Here is a 16,425-nt window from a genome sequence, read left to right as displayed (position 1 = left end):
GCGTACCCGCGTTCGTCCGCGTTCCCTGCATTGTCGCCGGATCACGGCAATCAGGCACGAGCCGCGTGAACCGCCGAAAAAGCCGCCGCTTCGACCCGGTTATTCACCTGTCGAATCGATTCGTCTGCAAGGCAATCCACCCTGCGCCCATCATGAAAAACGGCCGGCGCGCATACGCGCTGCCGGCCGTTGTGCTGCTACCGCTTTACTGCGGCGTCGGCTCGCCTTGCGGCGCGCTCGGCGCGCCGTCGTTCAGCAACGCCTTTGCCGACAGACGCACACGACCCTTTTCGTCCGTCTGGATGACCTTGACCTTCACTTGCTGGCCATCCTTCAGGTAGTCGTTGATGTCCTTGATACGCTCGTTGGCGATTTCGGAGATGTGCAGCAGACCGTCCTTGCCCGGCAGGATGTTCACGATCGCGCCGAAATCGAGCAACTTGAGCACGGTGCCTTCGTACACCTGACCCACTTCGACTTCAAGCGTGATGTTCTCGATACGCTTCTTCGCTTCGGCCATGCCTTCGCTGCTGGTGCTCGCGATGGTCACGACGCCGTCGTCGGAAATATCGATCGTCGTGCCGGTTTCTTCCGTCAGCGCGCGGATCACCGAACCGCCCTTGCCGATCACGTCGCGGATCTTTTCCGGATTGATCTTGATGGTGATCATGCGCGGTGCGAACTCCGACAATTGCGTGTTCGCGCCCGACACCGCCGAAGTCATCTTGCTCAGGATATGCATACGGCCTTCCTTCGCTTGCGCGAGGGCGACCTGCATGATTTCCTTCGTGATGCCCTGGATCTTGATGTCCATCTGCAGTGCGGTCACGCCGTGTTCGGTGCCTGCCACCTTGAAGTCCATGTCGCCGAGGTGATCTTCGTCGCCGAGGATGTCGGTCAGCACGGCAAACTTGTTGCCTTCGAGAATCAGGCCCATTGCGATGCCGGCGACGTGCGCCTTCATCGGCACGCCGGCGTCCATCAGCGCGAGGCAGCCGCCGCACACCGAAGCCATCGACGAAGAGCCGTTTGATTCCGTGATTTCCGACACGACGCGGATCGAGTAACCGAACTCGTCGGCGCTCGGCAGGCACGCGGCCAGCGCGCGCTTGGCGAGACGGCCGTGACCGATTTCACGGCGCTTCGGCGAACCGACGCGGCCCGTTTCGCCGGTCGCGAACGGAGGCATGTTGTAGTGAAGCATGAAACGTTCGCGATACTCGCCTTCCAGCGCGTCGATGTTCTGCTCGTCGCCCTTCGTGCCGAGCGTCGCCACCACCAGCGCCTGCGTTTCGCCGCGCGTGAACAGTGCCGAGCCGTGCGTACGCGGCAGCACGCCGGTACGGATTTCGATCGGGCGCACGGTGCGCGTGTCGCGGCCGTCGATACGCGGTTCGCCGTTCAGGATCTGCGTACGGACGATCTTTGCTTCGATGTCGAACAGCACGTTGCCGACGGTTGCCTTGTCGGCCGCCACGGTGCCGTTTGCCGACGCGTCTTGCTCCAGCTTCGCGGAAACTGCTGCGTAGATTTCTTTCAGCTTGGTCGAACGCGCCTGCTTGTCACGGATCTGGTAAGCGGCGAGCAGTTCGGCTTGCGCCAGTTCGGTCACGCGCGCGATCAGCGGCTCGTTCTTCGCGGCCGGTTGCCAATCCCATTCCGGCTTGCCGCCTTCGCGGACCAGATCGTGGATCGCGTCGATCGCGATTTGCATCTGCTCATGGCCGAACACCACGCCGCCGAGCATCACTTCTTCGCTCAGTTGCTGCGCTTCCGATTCCACCATCAACACCGCGCGTTCCGTGCCGGCGACGATCAGGTCGAGCGCCGATTCCTTCATTTGCGGACGCGTCGGGTTCAACACATATTCGTTGTTGATGTAGGCCACGCGTGCAGCGCCGACCGGGCCGTTGAACGGCAAACCGGACACGGCGAGCGCCGCCGACGCGCCGATCAGCGCGGGAATGTCAGCGGGGATCTCCGGGTTCAGCGACAGGACGTGGATCACGACCTGGACTTCGTTGTAGAAGCCTTCCGGGAAAAGCGGACGCAACGGGCGGTCGATCAGGCGCGAGATCAGCGTTTCGCCCTCAGACGGACGGCCTTCGCGGCGGAAGAAACCGCCCGGAATCTTGCCGGCCGCGTAGGTCTTCTCGAGATAGTCGACGGTCAGCGGGAAAAAGTCCTGGCCCGGCTTGGCCGTCTTGGCGCCAACCACGGTCGCCAGAACCACGGTGTCTTCGACGTCGACGATCACCGCACCGCTCGCCTGGCGAGCAATCTCGCCGGTTTCGAGGCGAACGTTATGTTGTCCCCACTTAAATTCTTTGACGATCTTGCTGAACATAGTCATTGCTTTTCCTCATCGTTATGCCGCGCGGACCAGAAGCGGCGCGGCAACGCCAGGACCGGCGCCGCATGGGAAGAGTAGTGTTATGCCATTCCAGAGAGCCACGCTCTGCGCCGTCTGCATTGCTACGTCGACTAAGCGCGCGAATCGCTGGAATGACACAAAGCTCCGCCCTGAAGCCCGGCCATGTTTCTGTATTTGCTGCCTTTCTACTGCTTTTACTGCTTACTGCCCCGCCGCATGAACCGGCACGCCGCGGCGGACTACAGGCTGTGCGCCCCACATGAAGCGCACCGCGCAAAAACAAAATGCCTGTATCAGTGGAACTGACACAGGCATCTTGCTGAACGACTGGCCGATTACTTACGCAGACCCAGCTTCTCGATCAGTGCGCGGTAACGATCCGCGTCCTTACCCTTCAGGTAGTCGAGCAGCTTACGGCGGCGGCTCACCATGCGCAGCAGACCGCGGCGGCTGTGGTGATCTTTCGCGTGTGCCTTGAAGTGAACGGTCAGTTCGTTGATGCGGGTCGTGAGCAGCGCGACCTGAACTTCGGGGGAGCCGGTGTCGTTAGCTGCGCGTGCGAATTGCGCAACGACTTCGGACTTCTTGCTTGTATCAACTGCGGACATGTCGATTTCCTTGAGAACTAGACAGGCGGTCACGGAAGAAAGGCCGTGCCGTGGGTTACCCGTGCGAACTAGCGCTGCCAGACAGCTTGCATGACAGCCGGTACCGCAACGGGACGCGTATTGTAGCACAGTGCGATCCCGCCGCGAACCCTGCCCTGCCGCGCCGGACAGCGACCACGAGGACGCCGCTCGCGGGCATCGACCGGTCAGGGTCGCTTCATCTTGCACACGCTCGCCGGCACGGTGCGCTCAGCCGGCAACGCCAGCGCCGTGCGGAAACCGAAGCCGGAGCCCTCGTTATCGAAGCGCACGCCGCGCGTGCCGACCTTGTCCATTTCCATCACGTAGAGCGGCTGAATCAGTTGATGATCGTCCGCGCGCATCCACGATGGGTGGAAGCCGTTGTCGAACCGGATGCCTTCGAGCGCCCGCGCGACCGCCGCGGGATCGGCGCTTTTCGCGCGATTCATCGCCGCGGCGAGGGTTTCAATCATCAGCGGCATGCGCAATACCGGGTAGTCGTCCTGCGCGGCCGGGAAGCGGGCGCGAAATGCCTCGTACCAGGCGTCGGAGGCCGCGCCGCCCGCATTCGGATGCCAGTCGGCGACGGCAATCACCCGCCCGACGCCCGCGTCGCCCAGCGCGGCAGGCGCGCCGAGACTGTTGCCGTAGAACGTGTAGAACTTCGTGTCGAGCCCCTGCTCACGCGCCGCCTTGACAAGCAGTGTCAGGTCGTTGCCCCAATTGCCGGTAATGACGGCGTTCGCGCCGCTCGCACGGATTTTCGCGACGTACGGTGAAAAATCCTTTACACGGCCAATCGGATGGAACTCGTCGCCGACCACGGCAATGTCCGGGCGCTTCGCCGACAGCGCCGAACGCGCGAGACGGCTCACGTCGTGGCCAAAGCTGTAATCCTGGTTCAGCAGATACACCTTCTTCACCGCCCCGTCGCGCTGGATCACGTCGGCAAGCGCGTCCATGCGCATACCCGCATGCGCGTCGAAGCGAAAGTGCCAGAAACTGCAATTTGCGTTGGTCAGTGCGGGATCGTCGGCGGAATAGTTGAGAAATAGCTCGCGGTTGCCCGGCTCGCGGCTGTTCTGCTTTTCGATCGCGCCGATGAGCGCCGCCGCGACCGCCGAACTGTTGCCCTGCAGGATATAGCCGATGTGACGGTCGGCTGCGCTACGCAGTTGCGTCAGCGCCTCTTCGGTGCCGCCCTTGCTGTCCAGCACGACCAGCTCGAGCGGATGAGCGCCGTCCGCAAGCTTCACACCGCCGTGCGCATTCACCTGTTCGACGCCGTAGCGCAAGTTGCGCTCCACTGCCGCGCCGGCGTTCGCGAACGGACCTGACATGCCTTCGATCAGCGCCAGCTGGATCGGCGCGCCGGTCGACCCCGGCGCCGCTTCCGGTGTCTGGGTCGGTTGCGGCGTCTGCGCCGCAGCCGCGCAGGCCACCGCCACCGTTACCGATAGTGCCGCCAATGCTACGGCCGTCTTCCATTGCCACTTCGCCATCGTCCGTTCCGTCTGATTCGTCGAAGCGCGGATCATAGGGCGCCGACAACGGAATAAGCAAGCCGCCGCAACCGTTATCGTGCAGACCGGCAAACGCGCGCGCATCGCAATTCTTTTGCGGCGGCGCGTGTCAAAATAATCCGTCTTGATGATAAAAACGCTAATTGAAAGCCATCGGAGGAATCATGTTGAACCGCCATCGCCGTCAGGCGGCCCTGATCGTGGCGCCGCATGCCGGGCGCGTGCGCCGCGCGGCGCTCGTGTGCCTGAGCGCGCTCGCCCTTGCCGGCTGCGCGCAGCCCTGGCAGCAATACCTGGCGGGCGCGGACGAATCGACCATCGTCGCGCGCCTCGGCCCGCCGCGCGAAAGCTACGATTTGCCCAACGGCGGCAAGCGGCTGATGTGGCCAACCCAGCCAATGGGCGAAACGACCACCGCCGCGGACGTCGACGCCTCCGGCAAGATCCTGAACGTCCGCCAGGTACTGCAGCCGAACGAGTTTTATCGCGCGGAGATCGGCAAGTGGACGAGAAGCGACGTGCTGGTGAATTTTGGCCGCCCGGTGGAGACGTCCTACTTCCCGCTGATGAAGCGCGAAGTCTGGACCTATCGTTACCTCGAGGACAACTACTGGTACATGATGTTCAGCTTCTATTTCGACGACCAGGGTGTGCTGCGTCTCACGCAGAAAACGCCGGACCCGTTGCATGATCCTGACCGCCGCAACTTGTTCTAGCCCTGCCGCGCGTCCTGCCCGCGCATCTCCCAAAACCGCTCCCTGGAGCGGTTTTTTTTATTTATTTCGCATCGCAACGAATTTTATTTCACACACAGGCCATTATTTTTTTGATAGAAAGGCTTTTGTAAGCATTGATCCGGTGCAGGTCCGACTGCGGAACAACGAGCGCGACCACACGGCACAGCCGTGATTGCTGCATCGGACGATGCGCCCTTTATGGAGCCGCTATCGATGAATCGTCCCAAACGCCTTCTCGTCGCCAACGTCGCATGGGCGCATGAAACCGCCGAGCGTAACCCCGAGTTTTTCCGCGATCTGGTCCGCGGACAGAATCCGCACGTACTGTGGATCGGCTGCTCCGATAGCCGTGTGCCGGCCGAAACCATCACGCACTGCGAGCCCGGCGACCTGTTCGTACACCGCAATATCGCCAACCTGTTCCGTCCCGACGACGACAACTCCGCGAGCGTCCTCGAATATGCAGTGCGCGTGCTCAAGGTCGGTCATGTGATCGTCTGCGGACATTATGGTTGCGGCGGCGTGCGTGCCTCGTTGTTGCCGCCCGACCCGGGCCTGCCGCACGTAAATCGCCGTATCGCGCCGCTCTGTTCACTCGCCAGGATTCATCGCGATGAACTCGACGCACACGCAAGCGAGCGCGAGCGCGTCGACCGCCTCGCCGAACTCAACGTGCTCGAACAGGTCAGCCAGCTTCGTGCGAATCCGATCGTGCGCGACGCCGAGACTGCGCCGCTCGTGCACGGCTGGATCTTTGCGCTCGAAGACGGGCGCATCAAGGTGCTCGCGTCCGGTTACGAAGCCGACGACGCAATGACCTGCGAGACCGCCGCCCATAGCGCCGCCTGATACGCGGCATCGTTCAGGGCCTATCCGGTTCAGCCTTCGCCTGCGATCAGGCATCACTCATTCCAGCACCGACACCATGAACCTTCGAGCTTTCTTTTCGACATTTCAGCGCGACGTGCTTGCGGGCACTGTCGTTTTCCTCGTGGCTCTGCCGCTCTGCCTTGGCATCGCCAATGCGTCGGGCGTCGAGCCGTTTGCCGGACTCGTGTCGGGCATCGTCGGCGGCCTCGTGGTCGCGGTTCTCAGCGGCTCGCGCCTGAGCGTCAGCGGACCGGCGGCGGGTCTCGTCGTGATCGTCGTCGACGGAATCGCGCAGCTCGGAAGCTTTTCTGCGTTCCTCGCGGCCGTGCTGCTGTCCGGCGCGATCCAGTTCGGTTTCGGTATGCTCAAGGCGGGCCGTTTCGCCGCCTATGTGCCGTCGCCGGTCATCAAAGGCATGCTGGCCGCGATCGGCGTCCTGCTGATCGTCAAACAGTTTCCGCTTGCGCTCGGGCTGGTCGCCGGACAAGCGGCAAACGACGCGCCTGCCGCCGCGCAAGCTGCCGGCACGATAGTCGCGCCGTTCGGCTCGGTGTCACTCGTGGCCTGCGTGATCACGCTGCTGTCTCTAGCAATCCTGATCGGCTGGGAAACTCGCCCGATGCGCCGCTTTGCGCTGGTACGCATCGTCCCAGCGCCGCTCGCGGTCGTCTTGCTGGGTATCGGCGCCACGTTGCTGCTGCACGTGCTCGCGCCTTCGCTCGCGCCGCCCGCCGAGCATCGCGTTGCGTTACCGTCGCTGGAATCGTTCGCGGCGTTGAGCGTCGCACTCGAGTGGGCCGACTTCGGGCCGCATTTCGCGCAACTCGCGAACCCGGACGTGTGGCGCGTCGCGATCACGCTGGCGATCGTCGCAAGTCTCGAAACCTTGCTGAGCCTCGAAGCGGTCGAGCAGATCGATCCCGAACGACGCCCCGCGCCGCCCGATCGTGAACTGAAGGCCCAAGGCGTCGGCAATCTGATTGCGGGCGCGATAGGCGGCCTGCCGATTACGGCGGTGATCGTGCGCAGTTCCACCAACGTGCATGCAGGCGCACAAAGCCGTCTGTCGGCGATCATTCACGGCGTGCTGCTGCTAGTCAGCGTGTTTGCGTTGACGAGCGTCATCAACCTGATTCCGCTCGCCTGTCTTGCAGCGATTCTGATCTTCACGGGACTCAAGCTCGCCAAGCCGTCGCTGTTCGTCGCGGTCGCGAAGCAGGGTTTTGCGCCCTTCGCGCCGTTCATCGTCACGCTCGTCGGCGTGCTCGCGACCGATCTGTTGATCGGCATCGTGCTCGGCATTCTGTGCAGCGTGATGCTTGCGCTGTATGCGAACCTGCGCAGTCCGATCGTGCTTGCGCAACACGGCGATCATTACCTGCTGTCGTTCCGCAAAGACGTGTCGTTTCTCGGCAAGGTGCCGCTCAAGCACTACCTGCAGCAGATTCCCGACGGCGCGACACTGATAGTCGATGCGACGCGCGCCGATTTCGTCGACCACGATGTGCGTGAACTGCTCGATACGTTTGTGGAGGATGCGCCGCGCCGCGGCATTGCAGTCGAAGTGCGGCATCAGGCGCGAGGCCAGGCACGCGCGGCGCGCGGCTGGTCGATGCGACGTACGGCGACCGAGTAACGTGGGGAGACTGCGGCGAACGAGCGAGACCAGCATGCCGCAATAAAAAATGCCCCGCGCCACTCAAGGCGCGGGGCATCGTTTTCTAGCGACGGCAGCGCGTGAGCCGCTGCCGCGAACTTATTCGGAACGCTGCGGATTCACTTTGTCGACGTTCGAATAGAGCTTGTTGAGCGCAGAGATATAAGCCTTCGCGGAAGCCGCAACGATATCCGGATCGGTGCCCACGCCGTTCACGATGCGTCCGCTCTTCGAAAGCCGCACGGTCACTTCGCCCTGCGCCTGAGTGCCGGTGGTGATCGCGTTCACCGAGTAAAGCAGCAACTCGGAGCCGCTGCCGACTTCCGTTTCGATTGCGTTGAGCGTGGCATCCACGGGACCGTTGCCGCGCGCCTCGCCGGTGATTTCCTTGCCGTCCATTGCGAATACGATCTTTGCATGCGGTTGTTCGCCGGTCTCGGAATGCTGCGAGAGCGACAGGAACTTGTAGTGCTCTTTTTGCTGCGCCTCAGCCGATTCTTCGGTGACGATCGCAATGATGTCCTCGTCGAAAATCTCCGCCTTGCGATCGGCTAGCTCCTTGAAGCGGGCAAACGCCGTGTTCAGTTCGGCCTCGCTGTCGAGCGCGATGCCCAACTCCTGCAGACGTTGCTTGAACGCATTGCGCCCCGACAACTTGCCGAGCACGATCTTGTTCGCGCTCCAGCCCACGTCTTCCGCGCGCATGATCTCGTAAGTGTCGCGCGCCTTCAGCACGCCATCCTGGTGAATGCCCGACGCGTGCGCAAATGCGTTCGCGCCCACCACCGCCTTATTCGGCTGTACGACAAAACCGGTGATTTGCGATACGAGCTTCGAAGCCGGGACGATTTGCGTCGTATCGAGACCGAGTTCGAGGCCGAAATAGTCTTTGCGAGTCTTCACGGCCATCACGATTTCTTCGAGCGACGTATTGCCCGCACGCTCGCCGAGACCGTTGATCGTGCACTCGACCTGACGTGCGCCGCCAATCTGCACGCCGGCCAGCGAATTCGCCACCGCCATGCCGAGATCGTTATGGCAATGCACGGAGAACACCGCCTTGTGCGAGTTCGGAATGCGCTCGCGCAGCGTCTTCACGAGGTTGCCGTAGAGTTCGGGCACGCCGTAACCAACGGTGTCCGCGATGTTGATGGTGGTCGCGCCTTCTGCGATCACCGCCTCCAGCACGCGGCACAGGAAGTCCATGTCCGAGCGGCTGCCGTCTTCCGGCGAGAACTCGACGTCGTCGGTGAATTTGCGGGCGAAACGAACAGCCAGCTTCGCCTGCTCGAACACCTGGTCCGGCGTCATGCGCAGCTTCTTTTCCATGTGCAGCGGCGACGTGGCGATAAACGTGTGAATGCGGAAACGCTCAGCGGGTTTGAGCGCGTCAGCTGCACGCTGGATATCTTTGTCGTTCGCCCGGGCGAGCGAGCACACCATGCTCTCTTTGATCAGACCCGCGATTGTCTGGATCGAGTCGAAGTCGCCATTCGAACTTGCCGCGAAGCCTGCTTCGATCACGTCGACTTTCATCCGTTCGAGTTGCTTCGCGATACGGATTTTTTCTTCTTTCGTCATCGACGCGCCGGGCGATTGTTCGCCGTCACGCAGCGTGGTGTCGAAAATGATCAGTTTGTCGGACATGTCGAGTCTCCTGCGGAGTCGTTCAATTGTGGGAATCGGATATTGGAATGTGGATGCCGCCGCCGTGAGCGCCGCAAGCAACGCTCGACCATGGATGAAGCGCAACGGGCACCAGCCGGGTCAGTGCGACGGTCAGCGCAATCGATGCGCCGGCTTGCCGAGGTTCGCGGCGCGGCCGGATCGTAGCTCTTGGTGGGTCTTGATGATTCCTGGTGGCTCGATCGTGGCTCGTAGCGCCGCCCCGTCCCTGCCGCATTTACTGCGACTGGAAAGCCAACGCGGACGCAGTCATCCAACGACTATAGCGGCATTCCCTTCGCCGTGCAATTGACGTCAAACCTCCGTGCAGCGCGCGTTGGAGCGAGATTGAGAGCGGCGTCCGCAAATGAAAACGGCGACCCAAAGGTCGCCGTTTCGATACTTCGCAAGCTCTCAGACTGGACGTGCATAGCGTGCATGCACACCGGACTATCTGTCGTGCGCGACCGAACGAGCGGGATTTGCTCTGCCGCGGAGCGCCTGGTAGCCCCAGAACACATAGCCGGACAGACCGTACAACACGAACAGGCCGAACAGCATCAGAGGCGGATCCGACGACACCAGCACGAACGCCACCACCACCAGCAGAATGACGCCGAACGGCACGCGATGCCGCACGTCGAGCGCCTTGCCGCTGTAGAACGGCGCGTTGGACACCATCGTCACGCCCGCGTAGATCGTCAGCACAAAAGCGACCCACGGCAGCCAGACGAGCTTGAGCGGCACGCGGTTGTCGGTGGCAAGCCACACGAAGCCCGCGATGAGCGCTGCGGCTGCCGGGCTCGGCATGCCCTGGAAGAAACGCTTGTCGACCACGCCGATGTTGGTGTTGAAGCGTGCAAGCCGCAACGCCGCGCCCGAACAGTAGACGAATGCCGCAAGCCAGCCCCACCGGCCCAGGTCTTTGAGGATCCACTCATACATGACGAGCGCCGGCGCAACGCCGAACGACACCATGTCGGACAGACTGTCGAACTGCTCGCCGAATGCGCTTTGCGTATGCGTCATACGGGCGACGCGGCCGTCCATGCCGTCGAGCACCATGGCTACGAAAATCGCGATTGCCGCGACTTCGAAACGCACGTTCATTGCCTGGACGACTGCAAAGAAGCCGCAGAAGAGCGCCGCCGTGGTGAACGCGTTCGGCAGCAGATAGATGCCGCGCTTTCTCAGAAATTGCTGACGCTGCGCGCGGCGACTCTCCACCACTGGTGAATCCGTAACGAGCGGCTTGTTGCGGCGAAACGGACGCGGTAACGGTCCACTGGTGCGCGGTCGGCGCGGTTTGAATGCGGCCATTCGGACAATCTCCTTTGTGCCGCTTTACAGTTCAGCGAGGATCGTGGACGACGCCGACACCTTCTCGCCGATAGACACTCGCGGACGGCTACCCACAGGCAGGTACACATCGACACGCGAACCGAAGCGGATAAAGCCATAGCGCTGGCCGCGCGAAAGCGGCTCGCCAGCACGTACATAGCAAAGAATGCGCCGCGCGATCAGACCGGCGATCTGCACCGACGTAACCGTTTGCCCGCCGGCCATTTCAATCACGATTGCATTGCGTTCGTTTTCGAGCGAAGCCTTCTCCACTGCGGCATTCAGATAAGCGCCGGGGAAATATTCGACCTTCGAGATCGCACCGTCGACAGGCGAGCGCTGCGAATGGACATTGAACACGTTCATGAAGACGCTGATTTTCAGCGCTTCGCGATTGGCGTACGGATCATGCGCGGTTTCCACTGCGACGATGCGTCCGTCGGCCGGGCATAGCACGGCATTCGCCTGAGTCGGAATCGGGCGCGCCGGATCGCGGAAGAACTGCACGATAAAGATCAGGATCAGCCAGAACAGCCACGCAAAGCCGAATCCCGCGAAGGCGTGAACCAGTAATGCAACGACGGCCGCGATGGCGATGAACGGCCAGCCTTCTCGCGCGATGATCGGATGTGGGTAATTCATGGGTGGCTTCAGTATTTTTGTAAAACCGTAGGATAGCAAAAGCCGCCCGGGGTTCAGCACCCTCGGGCGGCTTTTTGCATTACCGGCGCATGCGGCGGTGCGCCGCGCCGGTATGAGGCGATAAAACGGACTTCTTAGTTCTTCGACTGGTCGACCAGCTTGTTCTTCGCGATCCACGGCATCATGGCGCGAAGCTTCGAGCCGACCTGCTCGATCTGGTGCTCGGCTGTCAGACGGCGGCGCGATTGCAGCGTCGGTGCGCCTGCCTTGTTCTCGATGATGAAGCTCTTTGCGTACTCGCCCGTCTGAATGTCGGTCAGCACGGCCTTCATCGCCTTCTTGGTTTCAGCCGTCACGATGCGCGGACCCGTCACGTACTCGCCGTATTCGGCGTTGTTCGAGATCGAGTAGTTCATGTTCGCGATGCCGCCTTCGTAGATCAGGTCGACGATCAGCTTCAGTTCGTGCAGGCATTCGAAGTACGCCATTTCCGGCGCATAGCCGGCTTCAACCAGCGTTTCGAAACCGGCCTTGATGAGGTCGACGGTACCGCCGCACAGCACGGCCTGTTCGCCGAACAGGTCGGTTTCGGTTTCTTCGCGGAAGTTCGTTTCGATGATGCCCGCACGGCCGCCGCCGTTCGCTGCCGCGTACGACAGAGCGATGTCACGTGCCGCGCCCGACTTGTCTTGCGCAACAGCGATCAGGTGGGGCACGCCGCCACCTTGCGTGTAGGTGCCGCGAACCGTGTGGCCGGGCGCCTTGGGCGCGATCATGATCACGTCCAGATCCGCACGCGGGATCACCTGACCGTAGTGAACGTTGAAGCCGTGCGCGAATGCGAGTGCCGCGCCTTGCTTGGCGTTGCCGTGCACTTCCTTGGCATAGACTTCGGCGATCTGCTCGTCCGGCAGCAGCATCATGACGACATCCGCGCCCTTCACGGCTTCCGCCACTTCCTTGACCTGCAGGCCGGCGTTCTCAGCCTTGCTCCACGATGCGCCGCCCTTGCGCAGACCGACCGTGATGTTCACGCCGCTTTCCTTCAGGTTCAGCGCGTGCGCATGGCCTTGCGAGCCATAGCCGATGATGGTGACCTGCTTGCCCTTGATGAGGGAGAGATCGGCGTCCTTGTCGTAGAAAACTTTCATGTCGGTTCCTTGGCTAAATTCGGATGATTCAGAGAGATTCAGATACTGCGAATGTTGTGTTGCAAGGCCGGATGGTGATGAACGCCACCCGGCCGGATCGAAGCGGTGCGGGTCACACCTTCAGAATGCGCTCGCCGCGCCCAATGCCCGAACTGCCCGTGCGGACCGTTTCGAGAATCGCTGTGGCGTCGAGCCCTTCGATGAAGGCGTCGAGCTTGTCGGCTGCGCCCGTCAGTTCGATCGTGTAGGTCTTTTCGGTGACGTCGATGATGCGGCCGCGGAAAATATCCGACATCCGCTTCATCTCCTCACGTTCCTTGCCGACCGCCCTCACCTTGATCAGCATCAGCTCGCGCTCGATGTGGGCGCCCTCGGTAAGGTCGACCACTTTCACCACCTCGATCAGGCGGTTCAGATGCTTCGTGATCTGTTCGATCACGTCGTCCGAGCCAATGGAGACGATGGTCATGCGCGACAGCGAACGGTCTTCGGTCGGAGCCACCGTCAAGGTTTCGATGTTGTAGCCGCGTGCCGAGAAGAGACCCACCACGCGTGACAACGCGCCCGGTTCGTTTTCCAGCAGGACGGAAATAATGTGTCTCATGTTTCGCTTCTTCCAGATGTTTGTCGATGTACGCGAGCGGTTTCGCGCCGCTTCGTCCGCGCTCGCCCTTCGTGAAGGCGTGCGCGACGAAGCCGGCGTCAGAAACGGTCGTTATAGATCTTCCGAACCCATGAGCATCTCGGTGATGCCCTTGCCGGCCTGTACCATTGGCCAGACGTTTTCGGTGGGATCGGTCTGGAAGTCGAGAAACACCGTGCGATCTTTCAGGCGCAGCGCTTCCTTGAGCGCCGGCTCGACGTCGGCCGTGCGCTCGATGCGCATGCCGACGTGGCCGTACGCCTCAGCGAGCTTCACGAAATCCGGCAAGGCGTCCATATACGAATGCGAATAGCGCTTGCTGTATTCGATCTGCTGCCACTGGCGCACCATGCCCAGATAGCGGTTGTTCAGCGAAATGATCTTCACAGGCGTCTCGTACTGCTTGCAGGTCGAGAGTTCCTGGATGCACATCTGGATCGAGCCTTCGCCCGTGATGCACAGCACGTCGTCGTCAGGGTGCGCCATCTTTACGCCCATCGCCGCGGGCAAGCCGAAGCCCATCGTGCCGAGGCCGCCCGAATTGATCCAGCGGCGCGGCTTGTTGAAGCGATAGAACTGCGCAGCCCACATCTGGTGCTGGCCGACGTCGGAACAGACGAACGCATTGCCGTCGGTCAATTCCCACGCCTTTTCCACCACGTACTGCGGCTTGATGACGTCGCTCTTGCGGTCGAACTTCAGGCAGTCTTTCGCGCGCCAGGCTTCGATGTCCTTCCACCAGTCGGCGAGCGCCGCGGTGTCCGGGCCATGCTCGGCCGTTTGCAGCTGCTCGATCAGTTCCTTCAACACTTCCTTCACGTCGCCGACGATCGGAATGTCGACCTTGACGCGCTTGGAAATGGAAGACGGATCGATGTCGATATGAATGATCTTGCGCGGACGCGACGCGAAGTGCGCCGGGTCGCCGATCACACGGTCGTCGAAGCGCGCGCCGATTGCGATCAGCACGTCGCAGTGCTGCATCGCCATGTTGGCTTCGTACGTGCCATGCATGCCGAGCATGCCGAGAAATTTCTTGTCGCTCGCGCGGTAGCCGCCCAGACCCATCAGCGTATTCGTGATGGGGTAGCCGAGAAGATCCGCGAACTGGTTGAGTTCGCGCGATGCATCGGCCAGGATGATGCCGCCGCCGGTGTAGATGTACGGGCGCTTCGCCGACAGCAGCAGCGAAACCGCCTTGCGGATCTGACCGGAGTGGCCCTTCGTGACGGGGTTATACGAGCGCAGCGAAACCGTCTTGATCGGCTCGTACTGGCAAGGCGCCTTCGACACGTCTTTCGGAATGTCGATCAGCACCGGGCCGGGCCGGCCGGTACGGGCAATGTAGAACGCTTTCTTGACGGTCGCGGCGAGATCGCGCACGTCTTTCACGAGAAAGTTGTGCTTCACACAGGGACGCGTGATGCCGACCGTATCGCACTCCTGGAACGCGTCCTGGCCGATCGCGGCAGTCGGCACCTGGCCGCTGATCACGACCATCGGAATCGAATCCATGTAGGCGGTGGCGATACCGGTCACCGCATTGGTGACGCCGGGGCCGGAGGTCACGAGGCACACACCGACCTTGCCGGTGGAACGCGAATAAGCGTCGGCGGCGTGAACCGCGGCCTGCTCGTGACGCACGAGGATGTGCTGAAACTTGTCCTGCTTGTACAGCTCGTCGTAAATGTAGAGTACCGAGCCGCCGGGATAGCCCCAAACAAATTCGACGTCTTCGTCGGCCAGTGCCTTCATGAGCACGGTGGCGCCGATAGAGTCAGCTTCGTGTTGTGGAGTGGTATCCGACGTGGAGAATTCCGCGCTGGGCATATTCATTCAATTCACCTTTCGAATTTTCGGCAAAAAATTGATCGGGTGCTCTCTGCCGGGCTTGTGGCTCGGGTTCAAGCGGCGCGTCCAGTTGACAGGTGAGCTTCTTGGGCCACACCTCAATGAGACAAGTCACTTATGTTGCGAACCAGCGACGATAGCGGCAGACGCCCGCGCGGTCAAGCAAATATTGCCCGAACCCCCGTCCCTGGCGCGCTCTTCTGACCGGCGACCAACGTCATGACGATGTCGACCGGTCCAGCTTTCGCCCCTGCTTTCGCAAAAGTTTGTTAGCATCCGCGAGTTTTACGACATTTTTCGACCGATTACGCGCACGCTCGCTGCGCCGACCCCCAAACGGATGGCATCAGACAAGGAACTCGCCGACTTTCTGGCGGGCGTCGAAAGGCGCGCATTCAAGCAGACGGTCTACGCCGTGCGGGACGACGACGCCTCGCTGGATATCGTGCAGGACGCGATGATCAAGCTCGCCGAAAAATACGGCGACCGTCCGGCGGCCGAGCTTCCGCTGCTGTTTCAGCGTATTCTGCAGAATGCGATGCACGACCATTTCCGTCGTGCGAAAGTACGCAATACGTGGGTCAGCCTCTTCTCGTCGCTAGGCAATGCCGACGACGACGAATTCGATCCGCTGGAAACGTTCGAGGCCCAGCAGGGCTCGGCGGGCGCCGAGAGCAACGAACAGAAGCTCGAACGCGAACAGGTCTTGCAGATGATCGACGACGAGATCCGAAAGTTACCGGCACGTCAACGGGAGGCGTTTCTCATGCGTTATTGGGAAGATATGGATGTCGCCGAGACTGCCGCCGCAATGGGCTGCTCCGAAGGCAGTGTGAAGACGCACTGCTCGCGGGCCACCCACACGCTGGCGCAAGCGCTCAAGGCCAAAGGAATCACGCTATGAGCTCCCAAGAAACAAAAGAACTCGAGTTCGCGCGCCAGGTGCGCCGCGCGCTCGACGAAAACGCCGCCAGCATTCCGCCCGCCACCGTCGATCGACTCGCCGCGGCGCGCCGCGCCGCGCTCGCCCGCAAGAAGCCCGAAACCGTGAGCGCGCCGGTGTTCGCGCCCGCTCTCGCCGGAGCGGGTATGCCGGGCGGTATGTCGCATGGCGAACTGCCACAACGCCGCCGTTCGCCGCTGCGCCGCTTCGCTCTCGCGTGGCCGCTCGCTGCGCTCGTCGTGAGCCTCGTCGGCATTGCCTACTGGGAAGACCAGCAGCGCACGGCTGAACTCGCCGATATCGATGCCGCCATGTTAAGCGACGACCTGCCGCTCAATGCCTATCTCGACCACGGTTTCAACGCGTATCTTTCGCGCGCCCACTGAGCGGGAGAGTGTT

15 protein-coding genes are annotated in these 16,425 nt (G+C 61.8%); 6 read left to right on the top strand and 9 right to left on the bottom strand.

The window, feature by feature from the left end; genetic code table 11:
• Positions 1-205 precede the first annotated feature (205 nt).
• The 3 genes from pnp to H281_RS0123455 form a co-directional block, all read right to left on the bottom strand.
• Positions 206-2,353, bottom strand: a complete 2,148-nt coding sequence (pnp, locus tag H281_RS0123465) for a polyribonucleotide nucleotidyltransferase (RefSeq protein ID WP_020069579.1) — start codon at positions 2,351-2,353, stop codon at positions 206-208.
• Between the two features lie 356 nt (positions 2,354-2,709).
• Positions 2,710-2,982, bottom strand: coding sequence for a 30S ribosomal protein S15 (rpsO, locus tag H281_RS0123460; RefSeq protein WP_006048211.1), 273 nt, complete (start codon positions 2,980-2,982; stop codon positions 2,710-2,712).
• Between the two features lie 206 nt (positions 2,983-3,188).
• Positions 3,189-4,505: a branched-chain amino acid ABC transporter substrate-binding protein gene (locus H281_RS0123455; RefSeq protein ID WP_027804881.1), complete on the bottom strand. Its 1,317-nt coding sequence runs from the start codon at positions 4,503-4,505 to the stop codon at positions 3,189-3,191.
• Positions 4,506-4,690: 185 nt separating this feature from the next.
• Here H281_RS0123455 and H281_RS0123450 point away from each other — a divergent pair, with 185 nt between their 5' ends.
• From H281_RS0123450 to H281_RS0123440, 4 genes are all read left to right on the top strand, one after another.
• Positions 4,691-5,242, top strand: a complete 552-nt coding sequence (locus H281_RS0123450) for a hypothetical protein (RefSeq protein ID WP_020069577.1) — start codon at positions 4,691-4,693, stop codon at positions 5,240-5,242.
• Positions 5,214-5,435 carry a hypothetical protein gene (locus tag H281_RS36950; protein ID WP_164701926.1) on the top strand — a complete coding sequence of 74 codons (222 nt, stop codon included), beginning with the start codon at positions 5,214-5,216 and terminating at the stop codon, positions 5,433-5,435. The genes H281_RS0123450 and H281_RS36950 overlap by 29 nt, the downstream gene beginning before the upstream one ends.
• Before the next feature lie 41 nt (positions 5,436-5,476).
• Complete coding sequence (locus H281_RS0123445; RefSeq protein ID WP_027804880.1) at positions 5,477-6,112, top strand: carbonic anhydrase; 636 nt, start codon at positions 5,477-5,479, stop codon at positions 6,110-6,112.
• Between the two features lie 76 nt (positions 6,113-6,188).
• Entirely contained in the window at positions 6,189-7,769 is a 1,581-nt protein-coding gene (locus H281_RS0123440; RefSeq protein WP_020069575.1) for a SulP family inorganic anion transporter, read from the top strand.
• A gap of 120 nt (positions 7,770-7,889) precedes the next feature.
• Here H281_RS0123440 and H281_RS0123435 read toward each other — a convergent pair whose 3' ends face one another.
• From H281_RS0123435 to H281_RS0123410, 6 genes are all read right to left on the bottom strand, one after another.
• Positions 7,890-9,437: a 2-isopropylmalate synthase gene (locus H281_RS0123435; RefSeq protein ID WP_020069574.1), complete on the bottom strand. Its 1,548-nt coding sequence runs from the start codon at positions 9,435-9,437 to the stop codon at positions 7,890-7,892.
• Between the two features lie 468 nt (positions 9,438-9,905).
• Positions 9,906-10,775 carry a CDP-diacylglycerol--serine O-phosphatidyltransferase gene (gene pssA / locus H281_RS0123430; RefSeq protein ID WP_020069573.1) on the bottom strand — a complete coding sequence of 290 codons (870 nt, stop codon included), beginning with the start codon at positions 10,773-10,775 and terminating at the stop codon, positions 9,906-9,908.
• Between the two features lie 24 nt (positions 10,776-10,799).
• On the bottom strand, positions 10,800-11,438 hold the full coding sequence (locus H281_RS0123425) for a phosphatidylserine decarboxylase (RefSeq protein ID WP_020069572.1): 639 nt from the start codon (positions 11,436-11,438) through the stop codon (positions 10,800-10,802).
• A 134-nt stretch (positions 11,439-11,572) separates the two neighbouring features.
• Complete coding sequence (ilvC, locus tag H281_RS0123420; RefSeq protein ID WP_020069571.1) at positions 11,573-12,589, bottom strand: ketol-acid reductoisomerase; 1,017 nt, start codon at positions 12,587-12,589, stop codon at positions 11,573-11,575.
• A gap of 112 nt (positions 12,590-12,701) precedes the next feature.
• Positions 12,702-13,193, bottom strand: a complete 492-nt coding sequence (ilvN, locus tag H281_RS0123415) for an acetolactate synthase small subunit (protein WP_020069570.1) — start codon at positions 13,191-13,193, stop codon at positions 12,702-12,704.
• A 111-nt stretch (positions 13,194-13,304) separates the two neighbouring features.
• Positions 13,305-15,068, bottom strand: a complete 1,764-nt coding sequence (locus H281_RS0123410; RefSeq protein ID WP_020069569.1) for an acetolactate synthase 3 catalytic subunit — start codon at positions 15,066-15,068, stop codon at positions 13,305-13,307.
• Positions 15,069-15,423: 355 nt separating this feature from the next.
• On the opposite strand from H281_RS0123410, the gene H281_RS0123405 reads away from it, so the two are divergent.
• Entirely contained in the window at positions 15,424-15,987 is a 564-nt protein-coding gene (locus H281_RS0123405) for an RNA polymerase sigma factor (RefSeq protein ID WP_020069568.1), read from the top strand.
• The gene (locus H281_RS0123400) at positions 15,984-16,412 is read left to right on the top strand and encodes a DUF3619 family protein (RefSeq protein WP_020069567.1); all 429 of its coding nucleotides are present in this window, start codon (positions 15,984-15,986) and stop codon (positions 16,410-16,412) included. The genes H281_RS0123405 and H281_RS0123400 overlap by 4 nt, the downstream gene beginning before the upstream one ends.
• The last annotated feature ends 13 nt before the right edge of the window (positions 16,413-16,425 follow it).

The sequence above is a fragment of the Paraburkholderia caledonica genome, from assembly GCF_000383275.1.
Taxonomy (GTDB): domain Bacteria; phylum Pseudomonadota; class Gammaproteobacteria; order Burkholderiales; family Burkholderiaceae; genus Paraburkholderia; species Paraburkholderia caledonica.
The sequence above is the reverse complement of the archived record's forward strand: the minus strand, read 5'-3'. Positions and strand labels throughout refer to the sequence as shown.

What these genes read in the sequence shown, in the direction of transcription:
- pssA (WP_020069573.1), bottom strand. Translation starts at nt 10,775, where the DNA reads ATGGCCGCATTCAAACCGCGCCGACCGCGCACCAGTGGACCGTTACCG.
- H281_RS0123435 (WP_020069574.1), bottom strand. Translation starts at nt 9,437, where the DNA reads ATGTCCGACAAACTGATCATTTTCGACACCACGCTGCGTGACGGCGAA.
- ilvC (WP_020069571.1), bottom strand. Translation starts at nt 12,589, where the DNA reads ATGAAAGTTTTCTACGACAAGGACGCCGATCTCTCCCTCATCAAGGGC.
- H281_RS0123400 (WP_020069567.1), top strand. Translation starts at nt 15,984, where the DNA reads ATGAGCTCCCAAGAAACAAAAGAACTCGAGTTCGCGCGCCAGGTGCGC.
- H281_RS0123455 (WP_027804881.1), bottom strand. Translation starts at nt 4,505, where the DNA reads ATGGCGAAGTGGCAATGGAAGACGGCCGTAGCATTGGCGGCACTATCG.
- H281_RS0123425 (WP_020069572.1), bottom strand. Translation starts at nt 11,438, where the DNA reads ATGAATTACCCACATCCGATCATCGCGCGAGAAGGCTGGCCGTTCATC.
- H281_RS0123445 (WP_027804880.1), top strand. Translation starts at nt 5,477, where the DNA reads ATGAATCGTCCCAAACGCCTTCTCGTCGCCAACGTCGCATGGGCGCAT.
- H281_RS0123450 (WP_020069577.1), top strand. Translation starts at nt 4,691, where the DNA reads ATGTTGAACCGCCATCGCCGTCAGGCGGCCCTGATCGTGGCGCCGCAT.
- H281_RS0123405 (WP_020069568.1), top strand. Translation starts at nt 15,424, where the DNA reads ATGGCATCAGACAAGGAACTCGCCGACTTTCTGGCGGGCGTCGAAAGG.
- H281_RS0123410 (WP_020069569.1), bottom strand. Translation starts at nt 15,068, where the DNA reads ATGAATATGCCCAGCGCGGAATTCTCCACGTCGGATACCACTCCACAA.
- H281_RS36950 (WP_164701926.1), top strand. Translation starts at nt 5,214, where the DNA reads ATGATCCTGACCGCCGCAACTTGTTCTAGCCCTGCCGCGCGTCCTGCC.
- rpsO (WP_006048211.1), bottom strand. Translation starts at nt 2,982, where the DNA reads ATGTCCGCAGTTGATACAAGCAAGAAGTCCGAAGTCGTTGCGCAATTC.
- H281_RS0123440 (WP_020069575.1), top strand. Translation starts at nt 6,189, where the DNA reads ATGAACCTTCGAGCTTTCTTTTCGACATTTCAGCGCGACGTGCTTGCG.
- ilvN (WP_020069570.1), bottom strand. Translation starts at nt 13,193, where the DNA reads ATGAGACACATTATTTCCGTCCTGCTGGAAAACGAACCGGGCGCGTTG.
- pnp (WP_020069579.1), bottom strand. Translation starts at nt 2,353, where the DNA reads ATGACTATGTTCAGCAAGATCGTCAAAGAATTTAAGTGGGGACAACAT.